This window comes from Halobaculum sp. MBLA0147 (genome assembly GCF_041361345.1).
GTDB lineage: Archaea > Halobacteriota > Halobacteria > Halobacteriales > Haloferacaceae > JAHENP01.
The window spans coordinates 1,143,857-1,164,824 of record NZ_JBGKAD010000001.1; the positions used below are offsets into that span (position 1 = coordinate 1,143,857).

Sequence of the window (20,968 nt, forward strand, 5' to 3'; positions counted from 1 at the left end):
GAGTGGGTAAGTTAACCCACGGCTAAAGCCGTGGGCTTTCACCATGGACTCCCGCTCTGGCCGAATCCGGCAGGGGTTTGACCCCGTTCGCGTTCAGCATCCCGGTGTTCAAGCGCACACCTACGGGTGCGCCTCCTTCGCCCCCGGTTTGGTTGCGAAGGAGTCGATAGCCGATATTCTTGGCCGCGTTGTAGTCCGCGTGGTTCTCGTACCCGCAGGACTGACAGCAAAACGTGTCCCGTACCGGGCGGTTGTTCTCGTGGGTGAATCCACACGACGAACACCGTCGCGACGTGTTCTTCGGGTTCACCTGCTCGACTCGGATACCGCGCTCTTTAGCCTTGTACGAGACGTACTCGTACAGGCGACGGAACGCCCACTCGTGGAATCGCCGGGTGTTGGGCATCCGGTCGCGGATGTCTGTCAAGTCCTCGAAGGCTATCACCGTACAGCCGTTCTCGACGGCTTCCACGACGAGTTCGTTCGCCACGCGGTGAAGATACTGCTCGAAGCGGCCCGTCTCCTTGCGTCCGACCGCTTGGACGCTCTCGTGTGCCCACCGCGACCCGCACTCTTGGAGGGATTTGCGGCGCTCGACGTACTCCGTCCGCCAGTGGTTCAATTCGTCGGCAGACCAGAACACGCCGGTCGAAGTGACGGCGATGTTCTCGACCCCGAGGTCCACGCCGAGAACCGTTCCGTTCTCGACTGGTTCTGGGTCGCCCACGTCCGCCTTTGTTCGGACGTGAAGGTAGAAGTCGCCACGACGGTAGTGGAGTGTCGCGCCGGTCGTTTCCCACTCCTCGGAGTGCAGGTACTCCGAGTGGGGCGTGTCACGGGTTTCGCCGGGCAAGACGTACTCGGCGGTGACGCGCCCATCGACGGTGGACAGCGAAGCGTGGTCGTCGTGGAACGTGGCGTTGCGCTGGTTGTATTCGCAAAACGGTGTGGTGAACGTCGGCAACGAGGCATATTCGCCCTTCGACCACTTGGCGACCACACTATCAAGTGCACCGACAGCACGGTCACGAGCCGATTGGACGTGATTGCTGTGGAGTCGGGTCTGCTCGCGTACCTCGTCGTAGGTTATGTCGTGGAGGACCGACGAGCGGGTTTCGACCCACTCGCCCTCCCATGCGGCGTCTACGACGTAGTTGGCGGCCCACAGGAACTCGTCAATCGTCTCGTGAAGCAGGTCCGCCTGTTCGTCGGTCACGTCGAGTTTAACCGGGACCGTGCGGCGGACCCCCATATTCATCATGACAAGACTCATACTTAAAACCATTAATATAGTCCAGTGGGGGAGTCAGCCTGCCACCGACAACGGCAGTAGTGTAGCCAAGCGAACGCGCTTCCTCCCACCCCTGAAGGGGTGGGTTTCCGCGCTGTGGTACCTATGAGTAGACGAGCGCGTGAGACACTCGTCAGAGTGTGCTCGGACGGGAGAGGGGCGTGCGAAGCGTGTGAGGTACGGCGCAGCCGCCAGGCGACGGATGGAGGCTACCCGAGTGGTAGTCTCACCCGACTGCGCAGCCTCGTCCGAGTGGCGTCGGGCAGACGACGCGCAAGCTTTTCGACGGCGGCACTCGCAGTCACGGACCGATGACCGACCGCTACGACGACCTGGGCCTCGTCGCCGGGCTGGAGATCCACCAGCAACTCGACACGGCGACGAAGCTGTTCTGCGAGTCGCCGACGGAGTTGCGCGACCCCGAGGAGGCCGACCGGCGGTTCACCCGCTACCTCCACCCGACGCGCTCGGAGTTGGGCGAGATCGACGAGGCCGCCCTCGAGGAGTCGCGCGTCGACCGCGAGTTCGAGTACCTCGCGTACGACACCACCTGTCTCGTCGAGGAGGACGACGAGCCGCCGAGCCGCGTCGACGAGGAGGCGCTCGACGTGGCCGTCCAGATCGCGGCGTTGCTCGACGCCGCCGTCGTCGACGAGATCCAGGTGATGCGCAAGATCGTCATCGACGGCTCGAACACCTCCGGCTTCCAGCGGTCGATGCTCGTCGCCCGCGGCGGCGAGATCGAGACCAGCGAGGGACCCGTCTCGATCGAGGACCTGATGCTCGAAGAGGAGTCCGCCAAGAAGGTCGAGGAGACCGAGGACGGCGTCGTCTACTCGCTGGACCGGCTGGGGATCCCACTGGTCGAGATCGGCACCGGCCCGGACATCCGGAGTCCGGCACAGGCCCGCGAGGCCGCCGAGCGGATCGGCACTCTCCTGCGCTCGACCGGCTCCGTGCGGCGCGGGCTCGGCACGATCCGCCAGGACGTGAACGTCTCCATCGAGGAGGGTGCTCGCGTCGAGATCAAGGGTGTCCAGGCGCTCGACCAGATCGACGAGATCGTCGCGGGCGAGGTCGACCGGCAGGAGGCACTCGTCGAGATCGCCGCGGAACTCGCGGAGCGGGACGCGAGCGTCGGCGAGCCGGTCGAGGTGAGCGACGTGTTCGCGGACACCGACTCGGGCGTGATCGGCGGTGCGCTCGCGGACGACGGCGAGGTGCGGGCGGTGCGACTCGCCGGCTTCGACGGGCTCGTCGGCCGGGAACTCCAGCCGGACCGGCGACTCGGGACGGAGCTGTCGGACCACGCCAAGCGGAACGGCGCCGGCGGCGTGTTCCACACCGACGAGTTGCCCGCCTACGGCGTCACCGAGTCGGAGGTCGCGGCGCTGCGCGAAGCCGTCGACGCCGACGCGGACGACGCCGTCGTACTCGTCGCCGACGAGCCGAGCGTCGCACGCAACGCGATCGAGGCGGTCAGCGAGCGCGCCGAAGCCGCCATCGAGGGTGTCCCCGAGGAGACGCGCGGCGCGAACGACGACGGGACGACCCAGTACCTCCGTCCGCTCCCGGGTGCGGCGCGTCTCTACCCGGAGACGGACGTGCCACCCGTCGAGCCGGACACCGAGGACGTGTCCGTCCCGGAACTGCTCGACGAGAAGGCGGCGCGGTACGCCGACGAGTACGGTCTCGACGAGGGCCTCGCCGAGCAGGTGGCGTTCGGCCGGCGGTGGCCGCTGTTCGAGTCCGTCGTCGCCGACGGCGTCGACCCGACGCTGGCCGCGACGACGCTGGAGTCGACGCTGACGGAACTGCGCCGCGACGACGTGCCGGTCGCGGACCTCTCCGACGAGGCGCTCCGTGGCACGCTGGAGTTGGTCGCGGCCGACGACCTCGCCAGCGAGGGGGTCGAACAGGTGTTGACCGTCCTCGCCGAGCAGCCCTCGCTCTCGCCCGAGGAGGCGGTCGAGGAGGCCGGACTCTCCGGCGTCGGCGAGGCCGAGGTGCGCGAGGCGGTCGTCGAGGTCGTCGAGCGCAACGAGGCGCAGGTCGCCGAGGAGGGGATGGGTGCCTTCTCCGGACTGATGGGCGAGGCGATGGGCGCACTCCGCGGGAAGGCCGACGGCGACCTCGTGAGCGACGTGCTCCGCGAGGAGATCCAGAAGCGCGCCTGACGCCCCGGTTCTGGGTCGTCCGTCGCGGTACCGTCGGGGCTGGACGCACCCACCCAGTGTGATTCATCTGCCACATTCGAGGAATTTATACGATCGAGTGGCGAACTGTGCTGCGTGTCGGGGGAGACGGCGGCGCAGGCGGCGGCGTTCGGTGCGTTGAGCGACGAGACGCGGGTGTCGATCCTGCGGGAGCTGTACACAGTGGTCCGGGCGGAGCGGGGCCGAGAGACGGCGGTGTCGTACTCCGACCTCCAACGAGCCGTGGGCGCCGAGGACAGCGGACGGTTCAACTACCACCTCGAACAGTTGGTCGGGCGGTTCGTCGAGCGGACCGACGAGGGCTACGAACTCAGGGAGGCCGGACGGGCGGTCGCACGACTCCTCCACCGTGGGACGCTCACCGGCGGTGCCGAGTTCGAGCCACGACCGATCGAGACGACGTGTCGACTGTGTGGGGGGCCGTTGCGGGTGGCGTACGACGACCAACACCTCGTCGTCACCTGCGAGAACTGCTCGGGGGTGTTCGGCGACGGAGGCGCCGGCGGACTCCACGCGGCGATGGACGTGCCGCCGTCGGCCGTCGAGGCGCGCGACGCGGCGGCGCTGCTGGCGGTGGCAGTGCGGCGCTTCGAACACCGGGCGGCGATGAGCGGTGGCGGCACGTGTCCGGAGTGTTGTGGCCGCGTCCGGACGGAGTTACAGGTGTGTGCGGCGCACGACCCGGCGCCGGAGACGTGGGACTACGAGCCGCGACCCACCGAGCCGTGCGCGGCGTGCGGCCGCGTCGTCCCGGTGGTGGCGGTGACGACCTGCGAGTCGTGTGACCGGTGGCGGTTCGGACCGCCGGTCGTCGCCGCGGCGGACGACCAGACGGTACGGCGGCTCCTAGCCGAGCGGCTCCCGGCCGGCGGTTGGGAGCGGTTCGCGGCCACGCGGTGGCTCCCGACCGGACTGCGACGCAGCGAGGACGGGTGGCTCGTCGAACTCCCGTCGCCGGACGGCGACGGCACGGTTGCGGTCGACGACACGCTGTCCGTAGTCGAGGAGTCCGCAGACTGACAGCCTGCCTCCTGCCGTTCGTTCCCGGCGTCCGGCTCACTCCTCGGGAGCGTCCCGGTCGGGCGGGCGCTCGTTCGGGTGGACGACGGTGAACTGGTCGAGGTCCGTCGTACACCAGTGACAGAAGTCGAGCGAGGGGTCGAGGTCGTTGCCACAGGCCGGACAGGTCAACAACTCGCCGTCGGCGGAGACGGAGAGGGTCCGCTGGCCGCGGTCCGCGGTGCGGGCGGCGTCGAGTGCGCCCGCCAGCGTGACGAGGTACACCGGCGCGAGTTCGATCACGTCGACGGTCCCCCCATCGAGGAGTCCGCGGGCGGCCTCGGGCGAGACCAACAGGGCGCTCGTCGCGACCGTCAGGAGCAGCCAGCCGGCCGCACGGCGGTAGCGTCGCAGGTAGAGGTGGCCGGCACCGGCCACGAGCAGACTCAACACGCCCGCGATCAGCGGCCGTCGGAGTCGGGCGAGGTTCACGCCTCCAGAGTGGAGAGAGGCGGGTTTGAACGTTGTGGCACCGTCTCACCGGTGTCGGTGGGGTCGCTCGTGGACGGGTGGTGGCGGCTCGCTGCCGGGTCGCGTCGCCACGAGTCACCCCCTGCCGCGGCACGTCTCCGTGGGTTACACCCCTGCCACGTCACGTCTCCGCGAGTCGCCCGCTCCGACACGCTTATTCGCGTCTCGTGCCGACCGGAGAGTGATGAGTGAGGCCGCGAGCGACGGGGAGCCCGAGGAGTCGGCGGCGTTCCGACGCGTCTGCGAGGAGCTCGTCGACCGGATCCTCGACGGGGAGGTGGACCGCGAGAACTTGGAGTCCGCCAAGCTGTCGGTGTGTTCCGACTACTCCTCCCCGAAGGTGCCCAAGAACACGGACATCCTCCAGCGGGCGCCCGACGACCGCCGCGAGGACGTGAAGGAGGTCGTCCAGCGCAAACCCGTCCGGACCGCCTCCGGCGTCTCGCCGGTGGCGATCATGACCTCCCCGCACATGTGTCCCCACGGGAAGTGTCTCTACTGTCCCGGCGGCCCCGCCTCGGAGTTCTCCAGCGCACAGAGCTACACGGGCCACGAGCCGGCGGCGGCCCGCGGCAAACAGAACGACTACGACCCGTACGGACAGGTGACGCTGCGGCTCGAACAACTGCGCCACATCGGCCACCCGGTGGACAAGGTGGAGCTGATCCTGATGGGCGGGACGATGACCGCCCGGAGTCACGACTACCAGGAGTGGTTCGTCAAGCGGGCGCTGCAGGCGATGAACGAGTACGACACGGACTCGGACCCGGCGCCCGCCGAGGGGGAGTCGTTCGCGCAGGCTCCCGACGAGTACGACTTCGAGTACCTCGAAGACGTGAAGCGGCGCAACGAGACGGGCGACGTGCGCTGTGTCGGGATCACCTTCGAGACGAAGCCAGACTGGTGTGACCCCGAGCAGATCGACCGGATGTTGCGTCTCGGCGGGACGAAGGTGGAGGTCGGTGTCCAGACCACCTACGAGCGGATCAACCGCGAGATGCACCGCGGCCACGGCGTCGGTGCCTCGCGGGACGCCAACCGGCGGCTGCGCGACGCGGCGTTCAAAGTCGGCTTCCACATGATGCCGGGCCAGCCCGGGATGACCGAACAGATGGTGCGGGAGGACTTCCGACGCCTGTTCGAGAACCCGGACTGGCGGCCGGACTACCTGAAGATCTACCCGACGCTCGTCGTCCGCGGGACGCGCGTGTACGACCAGTGGCGCCGCGACGACTTCGACCCGCTGGACAACGAGCAGGCGGCGGACCTGCTGGCGGACGTGATGGACCGTATCCCCAAGTACTGTCGGCTCCAGCGCGTCCAACGCGACATCCCGGCGGACTTCATCGACGCGGGCGTCTGGAAGTCGAACCTCCGGCAGTTGGCCGCCCAGCGCGCCGCGGACAAGGGGTACACGCTCTCGGACATCCGGGCACGCGAGGTGGGCCACAACGACGCGACGCCGGACCCCGACGACGTGGAACTGCAGGTGCTGGAGTACGAGTCCGGCGGCGGACTCGAACAGTTCCTCTCGTTCGAGGACACCGAACGAGACCTGCTGGTCGGGTTCTGCCGGCTGCGGTTCCCGTCGTACTCGCACGCGGCACCGGGGACGGACCGGATCGAGACAGACCCGGTCAGGCGGGAACTGCGCGACGCCGCCCTCGTGCGGGAGCTCCACGTCTACGGCTCGCCGGCGACGTTCGGCGACGAGGAGGGTGACTGGCAACACCGCGGCTACGGCCGGCGACTGTTGGAGGCCGCCGAGGAGCGGGCCCGCGACGCCGGCTTCGAGAAGCTGTCGGTTATCTCCGGGATCGGCGTCCGCGAGTACTACCGCGAGAAGCTGGGCTACTACCAGGACGGTCCGTACGTCAGTCGCCGGCTGTGAGTTCACCCGGTGGTCTGCGCGCGGTTCGTCGGAGGCTCGGTGCGAGCACTCGCAGCGCTACGGCAGCCGAGTTTATACGTGACGGCGACCGAGTGGACGTGTGACGCAGGAGAGTCCGACGCCCACGCCGACGGGGTCGGGAGCGACGGGTGGCGGAGCGGGCGGCGGAGGAGCGACGGGTGGCGGACCGAGCGGCGTCGGTCCCGAGACCGGCGGGCTCTTGGCGCGAGTGGGTGCGGAACTGTTGGCGGTCGCACGCGACCTCTTCGGCGGGCTGGCGAGTACGGAGTCGCGGGTACTCGCCACGCTGGCGGTGCTACTCGTCGCCGTCGGCGGCGGCCTGGTCGTGTTGCCGCGCGGGCTCCGGCTGCTCGGGCGGGTCGTCGCCCGCGTCGGGTTCGGCCGGGAGTTCTCGGACGAGGAGCAGGCGGCGTACGACTACGTCCTCGCGGAGTCGCTGGCACTCCGGACGCTCCAGGTCGTGCTCGGGGTGAGCGCGCTGGTGTCGACGCTGTTGATCTGGGGGTTCGCGGGCGTGGCGAGCGATCTGGCGACGCTGTTCGGGAGCGCCGCGCCGACCGTCGGCCGGGTGGTCGTCACCGTCGTGCTGTTCGCGGCGGCACTCGTCGCCGCGGACCTCCTAGAGGCGAAGATGGAGGAGTTCGCGGAGGCGTCGACGCTGATCAACCGCCACCAGCAGGGGATCGCCTTCCAGGTGGTGCGCGTCTCGCTGCTGATCGCGGTCGGGTTGACGACGCTGTCCGTCTGGGACTTCTCGCTGGACGGCCTGCTCGTCGGGGCCGGGTTCCTCGGGATCGTCGTCGGGATCGCCGCCCAACAGACGCTGTCGTCGCTGATCGCCGGGTTCGTCATCATGTTCTCGCGGCCGTTCGAGTTGGGCGACTGGGTCGAGATCGACGACACGGAGGGCGTGGTGACGGACATCACGATCATGAACACCCGGCTGCGGACGGCGTGGGGTGACACCGTCGTGTTGCCCAACGACCAGGTGAGCAACGCGACGGTCGCGAACCACACCGAACAGAACCGGCTGCGACTCTCCGTGGACGTGGGTGTCGACTACGGGACGGACCTGGATCTGGCACGCGAGACGGCGCTGACGGCCATCGGCACCGCCGACAAGGTGGAGTCGGTGCCGACCCCGCAGGTGTTGCCGAAGGCGTTCGGCGACTCGGCGGTCGTGTTGGAGTGTCGCTTCTGGATCAAGAACCCGAGTGCCCGGACCCGCGCGTTGGCGACGGCGTCGGTGGTCCAGGCGATCCGGAACCACTTCGCGGCCGCGGACGTGAAGATCCCGTTCCCGCAGCGGGAACTCTCCGGGCGGCCGGAGACCGGCGGGCTCGCCGTGCGCGACCGCGCCGAGGCGTCCGTCTCCGTCGCGGAGGAGGGTGTCCGCGAGGGTGACACGAGGCGAGACGGCGAGACGGGCGGAGACGGCGACCCGAGACGAGACGGTGCCGACGGGACCCACCACGGCGAGGAGACACGGCGGCGGCCGCCCGTCGACGGGAGCGACCCCGAGCCGGCGACGGACGGCTCCGGGACGGCCGCGAGCGACCGGAGTGAAGACTCGGAGTCCGGGCGCCGGTCCAGATCGGACGAGTGATCGGTACCGTCGTCTGGACTCGTGTACGGGCGGCCCGACGGCGGTGTCCGGTGTCGGAGCGGTGTGGTGCAGTGTCGTCGAGAGCGGCAGACTTTAGCGGTTCACGACCCTGCCGAGTGTATGATCCAGGCGGGTGAGGACGCGCCGGACTTCACGGCGTCCGTGGCGACGGCGGGGGGCGAACTAGAGACACTGACGCTGTCGGACCGACTCGAGGACGCACCGGTGGTGCTGGCGTTCTTCCCGGCGGCGTTCTCGGGGACGTGTACCGACGAGGTCGGCGCGATTCAAGACGACGCGGACCGGTTCGCGGACGCGGGCGGGACGGTCGTGGGTGTCAGCACCGACCTCCCGTGGGCGTTGCGTGCGTTCGCGGAGGCGGAGGGGTTGTCGTTCCCGTTGGTGGGCGACCACGACCGCACGGCCGTGGAGGCGTACGGCGTCACGGCGGACTTCGAGGATCTGGCGATCCACGACGTGGCGCGTCGGTCCGTGTTCGTGATCGACGGGAGCGGAACCGTGACGTACGCGTGGGCCGCCGACCACCCTGGACAGGAGCCGCCGTACGAGGACGTGCTCGCCGCGACGCGCGCCGCCGAGAGTTGATCCGTCTGCGGAGCGGTGCGGTGGCGGAGGTGCTCGTGGTGGATGCAGTGCGGACGCGGTCGCGGGGCGGTGCAGTGTGGTGCGGAGCGGTCGCGGGGGGTGCGGTGTGGTGTTGGGCGGTCGCGGGGCGGTGCAGTGTGGTGCGGAGCGGTCGCGGGGGGTGCGGTGTGGTGTTGGGCGGTCGCGGGGCGGTGCAGTGTGGTGCGGAGCGGTCGCGGGGGGTGCGGTGTGGTGTTGGGCGGTCGCGGGGCGGTGCAGTGTGGTGCGGGGCGGTTGCGGAGGCGGTCGCGGTGCTGGGCGGTCACCGCCAGCACACCCACCGCGAGCGCGCCAGCGGCGCGCTCGCGGCCCTTTTTGATCGAGCTTTTTTCCTCGGGGTGGCCGGCGCAGGGCGCCGGCCACCCCGAGGAGTGAAAAAGGTCGGTGCGCTTGACAACACTCAAGTCTGCGTCGGGACCACTCTCCGGGTGTGATAGAGATCGTCCTGGCCGTCGTCTTCCTGCCGTTCGTGGGGGCGGCGCTGGCCCCGGCAGTGTACAGACTGCTGGGCGAGCGCACCGCCTACTACGCGGCCGGCGTGGCGGCGATCTGTCTGGCGCTCGTCGGGCGGCTGTACACCGCCGGTGTGGGACTCGACGGCGGCACCCGGTACGCGGTCGAGTGGGTGCCCTCGTTGGGGATCTCGCTGGCGCTGTACGTCGACGGGCTGGCGTTGTTGATCGCCTTCCTCGCCTCCGGGGTCGGCGTCCTCGTGTTGGTGTACTCCGGGGGGTACATGCACGGGGAGCCGGGGCAGGCGAAGTACTACGCGACGATGCTGGCGTTCATGGGGTCGATGCTGGGCGTCGCGCTCGCGGGCGACCTGTTCGCGCTGTTCACCTTCTGGGAGTTGACGAGTCTCTCGTCGTTCCTGTTGATCGGCCACTACACGAGCGCCGACGACTCCCAGTACGCGGCCCGGAAGTCGATGCTGATCACCGTCGCCGGCGGGCTGTTCATGCTCGCCGGGTTCCTCCTGCTCGGGTGGGCCGGTGGGACGACGCTGATCGCGGGCGAGGGGTCGCTGGTCGCCACGGCGGCGGAGACGACCGCGACGCTGCGGGCGGCGGGGCTGCTCGTCCCCGCGTTGGTGCTCGTGGGGGTCGGCGCGGCGACGAAGTCCGCGCAGGTGCCGTTCCACGTCTGGCTGCCGAACGCGATGGAGGCGCCGACGCCGGTGTCGGCGTTCCTCCACTCCGCGACGATGGTGAAGGCCGGCGTCTACCTCCTCGGGCGGTTCCGGCCGTTCTTCCTCGGCGAGGGGGGCACCGGCACCGCGGCGTTCGAGGCGGCCGAGACCACCGCCGCCGAGACGGCCGCGCTGCTCCCGGAGTGGTCGGTGGTCGTCCTCTCGCTGGGACTGCTGACGATGACCGTCGCGGCCGTGCTCGCGGTGGCGGCGACGGACATCAAGGAGCTGTTGGCGTACTCGACCGCCTCGCACCTCGGGTTGATCGCGGCCGGGTTCGGCGCGGCGAACGCGCTGGGTGCGGAGACGGGCGCGTTCCACGTGCTCAACCACGCGACGTTCAAGGCGACGCTGTTCCTCGTCGCCGGGATCGTCGCCCACGAGGCCGGTACGCGGCAGATCGACCGGCTGCGTGGGCTGCGCCACGACCTCCCCGTGACGGCGGTGATGGCCGGGGTCGCGTCGCTGTCGATGGCAGGACTCCCACCGTTCAACGGGTTCTACTCGAAGGAGTTGCTGTTCGAGGCGACCTACGAGGTGGGCCACGCACTCGGCGGCGCGGCGTGGGTGTTCCCCGTCGTCGCCGTGCTCGGGAGCGTGTTCACCTTCCTCTACTCCGTGAAGTTCCTCTCGCTGTTCCTCGGGGACCGCCCCGAGGGACTGGGCCACGTCCACCGGCCGCCACTCGCGATGCTCGCGCCGCCGGCCGTCCTGACCGTCCTGGTGGCCGTGATCAGTGTCGACCCGCAGTTGGCGATCGACGTGCTCGTCGGCGACGTGTACGCCAGCGCGGTGCCGGGGGAGGCACACTCCTTCTCCATCGGGCTGCCGACGAAGCTGAAGCCGGCGGTGATTATGAGCGCGATCACCATCGCCGTCGGGGCGGTCCTCTGGCCGCAGTACGACCGGCTCCACCACGGCGTGCGGCGGCTCCTCTCGGGGCCGGTGCGGGCGAACTGGTGGTACGACAACGGCGTCGACGGGGTGACGACGAGCGGCCGGCGTGTGGTCGCGTGGGCACAGACGGGGCTCGTCCGGACGTACGCGACGTGGGCGATGGCCGGGACGGCGGTGCTGGCGCTCGGTGGCTACCTGTTCGCCGCGGCGACGCTGCCGGCCGTCTCCGTTCCCGGCGGAACGACGCCGGCGGTCGTGTTGGTGTTGCTCGTCGCGGTGATCGGTGCGGCGGCCGTCACCGGCGCGCCGTCGCACGTCGCCGGCGTGCTCACGCTGTCGATCCTCGGGTTCATGGTCGCGATCTTCTACATCTTGGCGGACGCGCCGGACCTGGCGTTGACGCAGTTGGTCGTCGAGACGCTGGTGCTCGTGATCTTCCTGTTGGTGTTGGACCGGCTGCCGGCGTTCTACGGCGAGGCGTCGCGGCTGCGGACGCTGCGGGACGGCGCGGTGGCGGCGTTGGTCGGCGGCACCGTGTTCGTCACGGTGGCGCTGTCGACGGCGGCGTCGCCGGCCGACCCGCTGGCGGACGTGCTCGTCGAGCGGGCGAACCTCCCGCCGGGCGAGCACGGGGTGTTCTTCACGAACTACGGCGGCGGGTCGAACGTCGTCAACGTGATCCTGGTCGACCTCCGTGCGACGGACACGCTCGGGGAGATCGCCGTCGTGGCGATGGCCGCACTGGCCGTGTTGACACTGATCCGGATGCGGACGCGAGGTGAGTCTTCGTGACGACAGACGACACGACACGGACGACCGCGGGCGTATCGGAACGGGCTACGGAGTCGGACGAGGCGTCCACCGGACGAGTCGCGGCCGACGGCCGGGCGCCGGCGGGGGCGCCCGACGGCGGGACACCCACTGCCGCGCCCGACGGCGGGACGCCCGCCGGCACGGCCGACGACGCCGATACGGTCCGGTCGGGCCGCTCCGGACAGGGGTTCGACCTCCGGACGACCGTCATCGCGCGGACCGTCGTCCGGCTGATCGTGCCCATCGTGATCGTCACGGCACTGGCGCTGTTGTTCCAGGGCCACAACCGCCCGGGCGGCGGGTTCATCGGCGGGGTGTTGACCGTCACCGCCGCGATCCTCGTGTACGTGATCTTCGGGGTGGAGTTCCTCCAGTCACAGCTGTTCGACCTCTCGCCGACGGACGGAGAGTCGCACGGACCGACCGGCTGGTACCGGTGGCTGTTCGCCGGGGGGCTGGCGCTGGCGGCCGGCAGCGGCGCGGTGCCGATCCTGTTCGGGTTGCCGTTCCTCACGCAGGGCGTCGCGTTCCCCCACGGCATCCCGATCTACGGGGAGTTGGAGGTGGCCTCGGCGCTCGCGTTCGACCTCGGGGTGTACGGCGTCGTCGTCGGGGGGATCCTCACCGTCGTCGCGGAGGTGGGTGAGGAATGACCCAGTGGCTGCTCGCGGGCGTGCTCGGACTGCTGTTCGCACTGGGGACGTTCCTCGTGCTCCGGCGCGACGTTGTCCGGGTCGTGTGGGGCGTCGCCATCGTCTCGCAGGCCGCGAACGTCTACCTCGTGACGATGGGGGGACTCGTCGGCCCGGCACCCATCGGCGACTTCCGCGGCGAGTTGGGGCCGCCGACGGACCCGCTCGTCCAGGCGCTGGTGCTCACCGCCATCGTGATCGGGTTCGGCACCACCGCGCTGGCGCTGGTGTTGACCTACCGCGTCTACGAGGAACACGGCACCATCGACGTGTACGACCTGGGAGGTGAGGGACTGTGACGACCGTCAACGACCCGCTCGTCGTCGCCCCGCTGCTGGTCGCGCTCGGGACGGCGATCGCGTCGTTGCTGGCGCGGTTCGACCTCCGGGTCGAGCGAGCGGTGAGTCTCGTCGGCGCCGTCGGCTACACCGCGGCGACGCTGCTGTTGTTCGAGCGCGTGGTGGTCGACGGCAGCGGCGTGTTGCCGTACTACCTCTCGAACTGGCCGGCGCCGTACGGGATCACACTGGTCGCGGACGCACTGTCGGCGTCGCTGCTCGGGCTGGCGGGTGTGGTGACGCTACCGGCGCTCGTCTTCGCCGTCGTGAACGTCGACGAGTTCGGACAGCGGCTCTCCTTCCACCCGCTGTACCACTTCATGGTCGCGGGGGTCTCGGGGGCGTTCCTCACCGGCGACGTGTTCAACCTCTTCGTCTGGTTCGAGGTGATGCTGATGTCGAGTTACGTGCTGGTGACGTTCTACTCCGGTCCGAAACACACCCGCGCGGCGCTCACCTACGTCGTGTTGAACCTGCTGGGCAGCGCGGTGATGCTCGTCGCCATCGGTGGGCTGTACGCCACGACGGGGACACTGAACATGGCCGCGATGGCGCGGCGACTCGCGGAGCCGGCCGCCTACGACGTGGCCGTCGCCCCGACGCTGGGGCTCGCGGCACTCCTGCTCGCGGTGTTCGCGCTGAAGGCGGGGATCGTCCCGTTCCACTTCTGGGTGCCCGCGGCGTACGACGCCGCCCCCGCACCGGTGACGGCGGTGCTGGCCGGCGCGGTGAAGAAGGTGGGGGTCTACGCCGTGATCCGGCTGTTCTTCACCGTCTTCGCCGCCGCCGAGTACGCGGGTGGGACGGCGCTGGACTACGTCGGGCCGGTGTTGCTCGCGACCGGCGCCGCCTCCGCGGTGTACGGCGGCCTCGCGGCCGTCGGACGCGACCGCGTCGAGGAACTGCTGGCGTTCTCCTCGGTCGCACAGATCGGGTTCGTCGTCGTCCCGCTGGGCGTCGCCGCGCTGGCACCCGCCGCCGCCGTGCCGGAGACGGTGCCCGGCGAGACGCTGGCGGCGTTCGGCGTCGCGGCGGCGTTGGTGTACTCGTTCAACCACGCGGTCGCGAAGGGCCTGTTGTTCCTCGTCGCCGGGACGCTCGCGGACGCCGTCGGCTCCACGCGGTTCGCGGATCTGGGCGGGCTCGCCCGCCGGACCCCGGTGCTCGCGACGGCGTTCCTGCTCGGCGGCCTGTCGCTGATCGGCGTCCCGCCGCTGATCGGCTTCTTCGGGAAACTGCTCGTGTTCCGCGTCTCCGTCGTCGCCGGGGCGGTCGGTGCCGGGACGGCGGCGACACTCGCGTGGCTCGGACTCGCGGCGACACTGCTCGGTGCGGTGTTCACCATCGCGTACGTCACTCGCGCCTGGAACGCGGTCTTCTGGGGCGAGCCGTCGACGCTCGTCGAGACGGCCGTCCCCGAGCGGTGGGCGGCCGGGCGGCGAGAGCCGACGGCCACCGCCGCGGACGGCGGCGAGTCCGCGGGCGCGACGGCGGAGGCGGCAGGGGCAGCGGGCGACGACCACGCGGGCGCGGACGCCGACGCCGGCGGGAGCGTCGCGACGGCGAGTCGGACGACGCTGGCCGTCGAGACGGTCGTGGTGGCGACGCTGGCGGTGTCGCTGGTCGGACTCGGCCTCGGCGCAGACGTGATCGTCGACGCCGCCGCCGCGGCCGGCGAGGCGGCGACGGACACGACCGGCTACGTCGAGGCGGTCGTACCGGAGGGTGGTGTCGACGGCGTGCCGGCCGACGAGACGGCCGCGGCCGACGGGGGTGACGGCTGATGCGTCGCTGGCTCGTCAACGGCCTCCTGCTGGCCGTGTTGTGGCTGTTCGTCCGCGGCGTCCCCGTGTCGCCGCCGGTCCGGCTGGTCGAGGAGGGACTGATCGGCCTCGGTGTCGGCCTCCCCGTCGCGTACGGCCTCCGGCGGTTCTACGGGGAACAGGTCACCGAGCGGACGCTGCGAGTCGCGCCGGCAGCGGCGCTGTACGTGGCGACGTTCCTGAAGGAGCTGCTCGTCGCGAACCTCGCCGTGGCGCGGATCGTGTTGTCGCCGTCGCTGCCGATCCGGCCGGACGTGGTGGCGGTGCCGCTGCGGGTGCGGTCGGACGCGGCGATCACCACCATCGCCAACAGTATCACGCTCACGCCGGGGACACTCACGATGGACTACGACGCCGAGACCAACACGCTGTACGTCCACAGTATCGACCTCGAAGACGCCGCCGACCTGCTGGACACGATCCGGACCTGGGAGGACTACGCGCTGGCGATCTTCGACGAAGACCTGAAACCCGGTGACCCCGTCCCCGAACGCGAGGGTGCCACCGACGGCGGTCGACCGGTCGGGGACGACACGACGGACGGTGAGTCCGCCGACAGTCGGGCCACGGACGGCGGCGCCACGCCGGACGACTCACACGACGCGGCCGACGGAGGTGAGACGGATGGCTGATCCGTTGCCGGGGCCGGTGAGTCTGGAACTCCTCTTGACCGCGGCGCTGGCGCTGTCGGCGCTGTTGACGCTCGTCGCGAGCTACCGGGTGATCGTCGGGCCGACGACGCCGGATCGCGTGGTCGCGCTCGACACCATCGGGACGAACGTCGTCGCGGTCGCCGTCGTCTACGCGATGGCGAGCGGTCGGGGGTACTTCCTCGACGTGGGGCTCGTCTTGGCGATCATCGGCTTCATCAGCACCGTCACCGTGGCGCGGTACGTCACGGAGGGGGACATCGTCGAATGACACGACACACACACTGCGATCGAGGGAGTCGTCGGGACGGAGCCACGGACACGGGCACGGACACAGACACGGACACGGCGGGGACACCGGCGAGAACCGCCACACTCACCGGAGGTGGTCGCTGATGGCGGGGGGAGGCGTCGAGACCGCCCCACCCGGTCTCCTCGGGGCGGTGTTGATCGTCGTGTTGCTCGCCGTCGGCGCGTTGTTCCTCGTCTCGGGGACCGTCGGGCTCGTGCGACTGCCGAACGTCTACAACCGGCTGCACGCCACCTCGAAGGCGACGACGCTCGGTGCGGCGTCGATGGCGCTGGCGGCGTGGGTGTACTTCGGCCCCGCCGGCAACGGCCTGAAGGCGCTCGTGACGGTGTTCTTCCTCTTCGTCACAGCCCCGACCGGCGGTCACCTGATCTCGCGGGCGGCCGAACGGATGGGCGTCGAGTTCGAACCGGGCGTCACCTGGCCGGGCGACGACGACGTGGAGTCCGGGCCGCCCGCCGACGGCGACTGAGCCGGCCGACAACCTCTCGTCGCTGCGGTCCCTTCTCCCCTCCGTGCAGAAGAACCTGAGTCGACGCGACAGCCGGATCAGGATCGTGCTCGGCGCACTCGCCGGTCTGCTCGCGGTCGCCGTGCTGGTCGACGCCGTCGCCGTCCCGGATCGGTACGCGTCCTACGCCGGCGTCGCCGCCGTCGCGCTGCTCGCGAACGGGTTGACCTGTCGGTGTGGGCTCTACCGACTGCTCGGCGTGAGCACGCGAGACTGAGGTCGCGACGGGCGAACGGTCCGTTCGGCCACGATCACGTCCGGCCGGGGCGTCACTCGGCGTCACCACGGAACTCGCGGGCCAGTTCGGCGGCGACGCGAGTGCCGAGTGCCCCCTTCGTGCCGACGAACTCCGCGACGGGCGTCTCCGGGTCGCGGACGAACAGCGTCCGCGTCTCCGCCTCCCGCATGACGCTCGCGTCGTTGGCGACGACGAACGCCAACTCGGCGCGCGTCAGCGTCTCGCGGGCCCGTGCGACCAGCGCCTCGTCGTCCCCCTCCGTCTCGGCTTTGAAGCCGACGATCGGCAGCGACGGGTGCCGGTCGCGGACCTCGTCGATCAGCTTCGGCGTCGGTGCCAGTTCGAGTGTCAGCGACGCCTGGCCGGAGCGGATCTTCTCGTCGGCCGCCGTCGGGGTGTAGTCGGCGATCGCCGCCGCCGAGACGAGCGCGTCGACGGCTCGCTCGTCGCAGGCGTCGAGTACCGCCGCCGTCATCTCCGCCGCCGACTCCACCCGTCTGGTGTCGGCCCACTGGACCGCCGGGCCGTCGTGGACCAGTGTCACCGTCGCGCCCGCCGCGTAGCAGGCGCGCGCCACCGCACGCCCCGTCCGGCCGGAGGCGCGGTTCGTCAACACCCGGATCGGGTCGACGGACTCGCTCGTCGCGCCGGCCGTGACGACGACGTGCCGCCCCGCGAGTGGCCCGCGTCCGGCGCTCGGTGGAGCCTCGCTCGGCGCCGTCTCTCCTGCAGTCGTCCCCGACCCAGTGTCAGAACCCGTCTCGGTCGCGTCGTCGCCGCGCGCCGACGGGACAGTGGCACCGACGCCGGCGCCGACGGTCGCGGCGGCGCGTGCCGTCTCCGTCACCACGTCCGCCTCGCTCGCGATCTTCGCCTTCCCCTCCTCGATCCGCGGGTCGACGAACCGGACGCCCCACGAGCCGAGGGTGTCAAGCGCCTCGCTCACGCCGGGGTGGTCGTACATCGGCTCGTGCATCGCCGGCACGACCACCGTCGGGACGCCCGCGCCGAGTGCGGTCGTCGCACACGTCGTCACCGGCGAGTCGTCGATCGCGGCGGCGATCTTCCCGACGGTGTTGGCCGTCGCCGGCGCGACGAGCAACACGTCCGCCCAGCCGTCGCGCCCACACAACTCGACGTGTTCGACCGCACCGGTGATCTCCGTCACGACCGGCCGGTCGGTGGCGAACTCGACCGCCCACGGGTGGAGGATGCCACGCGCCGACTCCGTCGTCACCCCACGGACCGCGGCGCCGTGGCGTCTGAGTTCGTGGGCCAACTCGACCGTCTTCACCGCCGCGATACTCCCCGTGATCCCCAAGGCGACGTTCGTGTCCGCGAGCAGGTCGCTCGCCCGATTGGGGGCGTCCGCAGCGGCCGGCGAGTCGTCACGGTCTACCCCCTCCGCGTTCTCCGCGTCCTCGCCGCCCGTCATCCGTCCGACCCTGGTGGCTCCGCCGCGGCGGCGTCCGTCTCCGCCAGCGGCGTCGGCTCGCTCAACCCGTCCTCGGTCGGGACGCGCACGCCCTCGTCGGTGAGCACGCGGTCCAGCAGGTCGATCGGCGTCGCCTCGTAGGCGGGATTCTCGATCGTCACGTCCTCGACGGGTTCCCGCATCACCTCGTACGGGGGTCGGAACTCGTTCTCGAACCGGAACCCGTCGCCGACCACCTTCGTCCCCGAGCCGACCACGTCCACCGGCACGTCCCGCCGGTCGGCGGCCGTCGCCACCGGGAACGTCCCGATCCGGTTGTAGAAGTCCCCGCCGACGACACAGTCCATCCCGACGAGCACACGATCACACTCCGGCAGGACGTACCCCGCACCGGCGTCCGTCGTCAGGTGGACTTCGATCGGGTCGATCGCCGCGAGGTGGCGCGCCGTCTTCCGTCCGAGGTACCGCGGCCGCGCCTCGGATACGTACACCGTCAGGTGTGCCCCCTCCGTCACGGCCGTCTCGATCGCCTCCAGCACGGTCGAGGAGTAGTCGTGTGTGAAGATCGTCTCCCCGTCGGCGATCGTCTCCGCGGCGACGGCCGCCGCACCCCGCTTGCCCGCCTCGATCCGCTCGGTGACCCGCTCGACGGTCTCTTCGAGGAGCTCCTTCGCCTCGGCCGTCGTGTCTGCGACGCCCGCGACGCTGTCGGACACCTCCCGCATCGCCCGGTGGAGCGAGGCGTGCGAGGGGTTCGCCCGCCGGAGCACCCCGGTGTTGTGTTCGAGGTCCCGCTCGAACTCCTCTAAGGTCGCGTACTCCCGCTCGACGAGCTCCGTCAGCGCCCGCGTCGCCTTCACCGCGACCACCGACGAGGAGTGGGTCTGCATCTCGCGAATCTCCGCGACCGTCTCGTCGATCATGGTCGCCGTTCGACAGCGACCGTCTTCACTCCTCGGGTGGCGCGCGGGGTAGTGTTCAGATACGGGTGAGCCACTGGACGAGACTGTCTCTCAGGAAGCCCCGAGGCTTCCCGTAATCTAGTAGAACGTGTCCGAACAGTCCATGATCACGCCGTGGTTCGGACAGACGTACTCGCAGTGGCGGTGGACCAACGTCGCGCCACACTGCGGACAGGGCCGCCCGTGGTCCTCGCGCGCCGCCGCACTCTCCTCGCCGACACGCGCACACACGTCACTACCCCCAGCGTCCCCGCCGGCCACACCCCCGTCGGACTCGGAACCCTCCTCGGTCACACACTCACACAGAACGCCCGCCGACAAGTGGGTGTCGCCCCGCGCCGGCTACGACCCGCTGCGGTAGCGATCCAACCGCGCCGCCACCTCGCCGGAGAGGTCCGTGAGGTGGGCCGTCCCGTACAGGCCGACGGCGACGCCGCCGACCAGGTCGAACAGCAGGTCGAGCATCGTGTCGCCGAGGCCGTACTGCGTCAACACCTGTCCGGAGCCGGTGAGCGAGGAGAGGCCACCGAGCGCGAACTCGATCACCTCCCAGAAGACGCCGAAGGCGGCGACGAAGACGACGACGAAGACGAACGTGAACCGCGGCGGGAGGGAGATCGACTCCGTGTGTTCGTCGATCCCGCGGACGACGGTGTAGCCGACGCCGGCGACGACGGACGACGACAGCGCGTGGGTGAGGTGGTCCCACCACCAGAGGTCGCGGTAGAAACTCCCCTCGGTACCGGGGATGCCGACGACGCCGAAGGCGTGGAGGAAGACGGCGGCGGTGATCCACAGCGTCAACCCGGCGTCCATCGGCACCTCGTAGTCGCGTTCGAGGATCGCCGGGACGTACGTCACCGCCAGCGCGACGCCGGCGTTGACGACGATCCCGAGACTCCGCCGGTCGAGCCCGATGAACACGATTCCCACCAGCGCCAACTGCATCGCCCGGGACAGCTGCCGCTGGCGACGTGGCGAGACCCCGAGGCGGTCGCGAACTCTCACGCCACCACCTCCACTCGTGGGCGGGAGAACGGGAGACGACTCACGACTCCACCACCTCCACCCGTTGGCGAGAGGACGGGAGACGACTCACGACTCCACCACCTCCGGGGGGAGGCGCTCGGAGCCACCCGCGCGGCGGCGGAAGTACACCTCGAACGCGACGCCGGCGAGGAGCCCGACGAACGTCGCGGCGACGAAGTCCCACATCAGCGCCGTCTCGACGGCGTGCTCCGGCCGGCCGTCCAACAGGAGTCGCGTTCCCAGCAGGGTGTCCGAGAGCCACCGCGCCAACGCCCACAGGCCGGCGGCGGCAGTCGTAGTCAACACGACGAAGAACACCGCGAACGGTTCGTTCATGCGGACGGGTGTGAACACGTCCAGTTCCACCGCGACGACGAGTGCGACGGCGGCGACGGCGAAGAACGTCGTCACCCGTCCGGACAGCGGGAGTCCGAACAGCCTCTCTCCGGCGACGAGTGTCCGCCCGACCACCGGCAGCGCCGCCAGCGCGAGCACCTCCCACGGGAGCATCGCCAGCGGGTGCCGCGTCGCGACGGGCGGGACGGCAGCCAGCGCCGCGACGAGGGCGACGAACCCACCCGAGACCAGGTCCCCGCGCAGTGTCGTGACGACCGCCGCACCACCGAGGAACGCGACCACCACCCACGCGAGCGCGGCGTTGACTCGCCGTCGTTCCACCACGTCGCGCAGTGTCGACCGAGCCATACCACACCGTACCGCGGCGCCCGGGCAAAACGGTTCCCCACGACCACCACTACCACCACCTCTCCGCCGGTCCCGTTCGCCGCCTCCGGCACCGCCACGAACCGCTCCGGACGGGTACGTTCCACTACCGAACGTTCACACAACTCGTACACAGACTTATTACACTCGTCACCGTG

General features: G+C 70.3%; 20 protein-coding genes. 13 read left to right on the forward strand and 7 right to left on the reverse strand.

What is annotated here, in order from left to right; translation table 11 throughout:
• Window positions 1-22: 22 nt before the first annotated feature.
• The gene (locus RYH80_RS05480) at window positions 23-1,252 is read right to left on the reverse strand and encodes an RNA-guided endonuclease InsQ/TnpB family protein (protein ID WP_370902849.1); all 1,230 of its coding nucleotides are present in this window, start codon (window positions 1,250-1,252) and stop codon (window positions 23-25) included.
• Window positions 1,253-1,602: 350 nt separating this feature from the next.
• Between RYH80_RS05480 and gatE the strand changes: the two genes are divergently transcribed.
• Both gatE and RYH80_RS05490 read left to right on the forward strand, forming a co-directional pair.
• Window positions 1,603-3,468 carry a Glu-tRNA(Gln) amidotransferase subunit GatE gene (gene gatE / locus RYH80_RS05485; protein WP_370902850.1) on the forward strand — a complete coding sequence of 622 codons (1,866 nt, stop codon included), beginning with the start codon at window positions 1,603-1,605 and terminating at the stop codon, window positions 3,466-3,468.
• A gap of 114 nt (window positions 3,469-3,582) precedes the next feature.
• Window positions 3,583-4,527 (forward strand): DUF7351 domain-containing protein, encoded by a 945-nt coding sequence (locus RYH80_RS05490; protein ID WP_370902851.1) that lies wholly within the window; start codon window positions 3,583-3,585, stop codon window positions 4,525-4,527.
• Window positions 4,528-4,563: 36 nt separating this feature from the next.
• On the opposite strand, the gene RYH80_RS05495 is transcribed toward RYH80_RS05490, so the two are convergent.
• A complete protein-coding gene (locus tag RYH80_RS05495; protein WP_370902852.1) occupies window positions 4,564-4,998 on the reverse strand; it encodes a DUF7575 domain-containing protein in 435 nt (144 codons plus the stop codon).
• Between the two features lie 223 nt (window positions 4,999-5,221).
• Between RYH80_RS05495 and RYH80_RS05500 the strand changes: the two genes are divergently transcribed.
• The 11 genes from RYH80_RS05500 to RYH80_RS05550 all read left to right on the forward strand — a co-directional run bounded on the left by RYH80_RS05500 (window position 5,222) and on the right by RYH80_RS05550 (window position 16,640).
• Window positions 5,222-6,928 (forward strand): tRNA uridine(34) 5-carboxymethylaminomethyl modification radical SAM/GNAT enzyme Elp3, encoded by a 1,707-nt coding sequence (locus tag RYH80_RS05500; RefSeq protein WP_370902853.1) that lies wholly within the window; start codon window positions 5,222-5,224, stop codon window positions 6,926-6,928.
• Window positions 6,929-7,028: 100 nt separating this feature from the next.
• Window positions 7,029-8,555 carry a mechanosensitive ion channel family protein gene (locus RYH80_RS05505; protein WP_370902854.1) on the forward strand — a complete coding sequence of 509 codons (1,527 nt, stop codon included), beginning with the start codon at window positions 7,029-7,031 and terminating at the stop codon, window positions 8,553-8,555.
• A 120-nt stretch (window positions 8,556-8,675) separates the two neighbouring features.
• Complete coding sequence (locus tag RYH80_RS05510) at window positions 8,676-9,161, forward strand: redoxin domain-containing protein (protein ID WP_370902855.1); 486 nt, start codon at window positions 8,676-8,678, stop codon at window positions 9,159-9,161.
• Between the two features lie 469 nt (window positions 9,162-9,630).
• Window positions 9,631-12,078: a hydrogen gas-evolving membrane-bound hydrogenase subunit E gene (mbhE, locus tag RYH80_RS05515; protein WP_370902856.1), complete on the forward strand. Its 2,448-nt coding sequence runs from the start codon at window positions 9,631-9,633 to the stop codon at window positions 12,076-12,078.
• A 230-nt stretch (window positions 12,079-12,308) separates the two neighbouring features.
• Entirely contained in the window at window positions 12,309-12,752 is a 444-nt protein-coding gene (locus RYH80_RS05520) for an MnhB domain-containing protein (RefSeq protein WP_370904659.1), read from the forward strand.
• Window positions 12,749-13,090 carry a sodium:proton antiporter gene (locus RYH80_RS05525; protein ID WP_370902857.1) on the forward strand — a complete coding sequence of 114 codons (342 nt, stop codon included), beginning with the start codon at window positions 12,749-12,751 and terminating at the stop codon, window positions 13,088-13,090. Before RYH80_RS05520 ends, RYH80_RS05525 begins: the two co-directional genes overlap by 4 nt.
• Window positions 13,087-14,913 carry a complex I subunit 5 family protein gene (locus tag RYH80_RS05530; protein ID WP_370902858.1) on the forward strand — a complete coding sequence of 609 codons (1,827 nt, stop codon included), beginning with the start codon at window positions 13,087-13,089 and terminating at the stop codon, window positions 14,911-14,913. Before RYH80_RS05525 ends, RYH80_RS05530 begins: the two co-directional genes overlap by 4 nt.
• Window positions 14,910-15,584: a Na+/H+ antiporter subunit E gene (locus tag RYH80_RS05535; protein WP_370904660.1), complete on the forward strand. Its 675-nt coding sequence runs from the start codon at window positions 14,910-14,912 to the stop codon at window positions 15,582-15,584. The genes RYH80_RS05530 and RYH80_RS05535 overlap by 4 nt, the downstream gene beginning before the upstream one ends.
• Window positions 15,577-15,873 (forward strand): MrpF/PhaF family protein, encoded by a 297-nt coding sequence (locus RYH80_RS05540; protein WP_370902859.1) that lies wholly within the window; start codon window positions 15,577-15,579, stop codon window positions 15,871-15,873. Before RYH80_RS05535 ends, RYH80_RS05540 begins: the two co-directional genes overlap by 8 nt.
• 124 nt (window positions 15,874-15,997) lie before the next feature.
• Window positions 15,998-16,384 (forward strand): monovalent cation/H(+) antiporter subunit G, encoded by a 387-nt coding sequence (gene mnhG / locus RYH80_RS05545; protein WP_370902860.1) that lies wholly within the window; start codon window positions 15,998-16,000, stop codon window positions 16,382-16,384.
• A gap of 43 nt (window positions 16,385-16,427) precedes the next feature.
• Complete coding sequence (locus RYH80_RS05550) at window positions 16,428-16,640, forward strand: YgaP-like transmembrane domain (RefSeq protein WP_370902861.1); 213 nt, start codon at window positions 16,428-16,430, stop codon at window positions 16,638-16,640.
• Window positions 16,641-16,692: 52 nt separating this feature from the next.
• Here RYH80_RS05550 and RYH80_RS05555 read toward each other — a convergent pair whose 3' ends face one another.
• The 5 genes from RYH80_RS05555 to RYH80_RS05575 all read right to left on the reverse strand — a co-directional run bounded on the left by RYH80_RS05555 (window position 16,693) and on the right by RYH80_RS05575 (window position 20,792).
• On the reverse strand, window positions 16,693-18,006 hold the full coding sequence (locus tag RYH80_RS05555; protein ID WP_370904661.1) for a phosphopantothenoylcysteine decarboxylase domain-containing protein: 1,314 nt from the start codon (window positions 18,004-18,006) through the stop codon (window positions 16,693-16,695).
• An 86-nt stretch (window positions 18,007-18,092) separates the two neighbouring features.
• Window positions 18,093-19,019 carry an eIF2B alpha/beta/delta subunit family protein gene (locus tag RYH80_RS05560; protein ID WP_370902862.1) on the reverse strand — a complete coding sequence of 309 codons (927 nt, stop codon included), beginning with the start codon at window positions 19,017-19,019 and terminating at the stop codon, window positions 18,093-18,095.
• Window positions 19,020-19,136: 117 nt separating this feature from the next.
• A complete protein-coding gene (locus RYH80_RS05565; protein ID WP_370902863.1) occupies window positions 19,137-19,352 on the reverse strand; it encodes an HVO_2523 family zinc finger protein in 216 nt (71 codons plus the stop codon).
• Window positions 19,353-19,400: 48 nt separating this feature from the next.
• Window positions 19,401-20,066 carry a DUF2238 domain-containing protein gene (locus RYH80_RS05570; RefSeq protein ID WP_370902864.1) on the reverse strand — a complete coding sequence of 222 codons (666 nt, stop codon included), beginning with the start codon at window positions 20,064-20,066 and terminating at the stop codon, window positions 19,401-19,403.
• Between the two features lie 87 nt (window positions 20,067-20,153).
• Window positions 20,154-20,792, reverse strand: coding sequence for a hypothetical protein (locus tag RYH80_RS05575; RefSeq protein WP_370902865.1), 639 nt, complete (start codon window positions 20,790-20,792; stop codon window positions 20,154-20,156).
• Window positions 20,793-20,968 lie beyond the last annotated feature (176 nt).

Bases quoted from the DNA above. Each gene is read 5' to 3' on its own strand.
- gatE (WP_370902850.1), top strand. From the start codon at position 1,603: ATGACCGACCGCTACGACGACCTGGGCCTCGTCGCCGGGCTGGAGATC.
- RYH80_RS05540 (WP_370902859.1), top strand. From the start codon at position 15,577: ATGGCTGATCCGTTGCCGGGGCCGGTGAGTCTGGAACTCCTCTTGACC.
- RYH80_RS05480 (WP_370902849.1), bottom strand. From the start codon at position 1,252: ATGGGGGTCCGCCGCACGGTCCCGGTTAAACTCGACGTGACCGACGAA.
- RYH80_RS05500 (WP_370902853.1), top strand. From the start codon at position 5,222: ATGAGTGAGGCCGCGAGCGACGGGGAGCCCGAGGAGTCGGCGGCGTTC.
- RYH80_RS05525 (WP_370902857.1), top strand. From the start codon at position 12,749: ATGACCCAGTGGCTGCTCGCGGGCGTGCTCGGACTGCTGTTCGCACTG.
- RYH80_RS05510 (WP_370902855.1), top strand. From the start codon at position 8,676: ATGATCCAGGCGGGTGAGGACGCGCCGGACTTCACGGCGTCCGTGGCG.
- RYH80_RS05575 (WP_370902865.1), bottom strand. From the start codon at position 20,792: ATGGCTCGGTCGACACTGCGCGACGTGGTGGAACGACGGCGAGTCAAC.
- RYH80_RS05560 (WP_370902862.1), bottom strand. From the start codon at position 19,019: ATGATCGACGAGACGGTCGCGGAGATTCGCGAGATGCAGACCCACTCC.
- mnhG (WP_370902860.1), top strand. From the start codon at position 15,998: ATGGCGGGGGGAGGCGTCGAGACCGCCCCACCCGGTCTCCTCGGGGCG.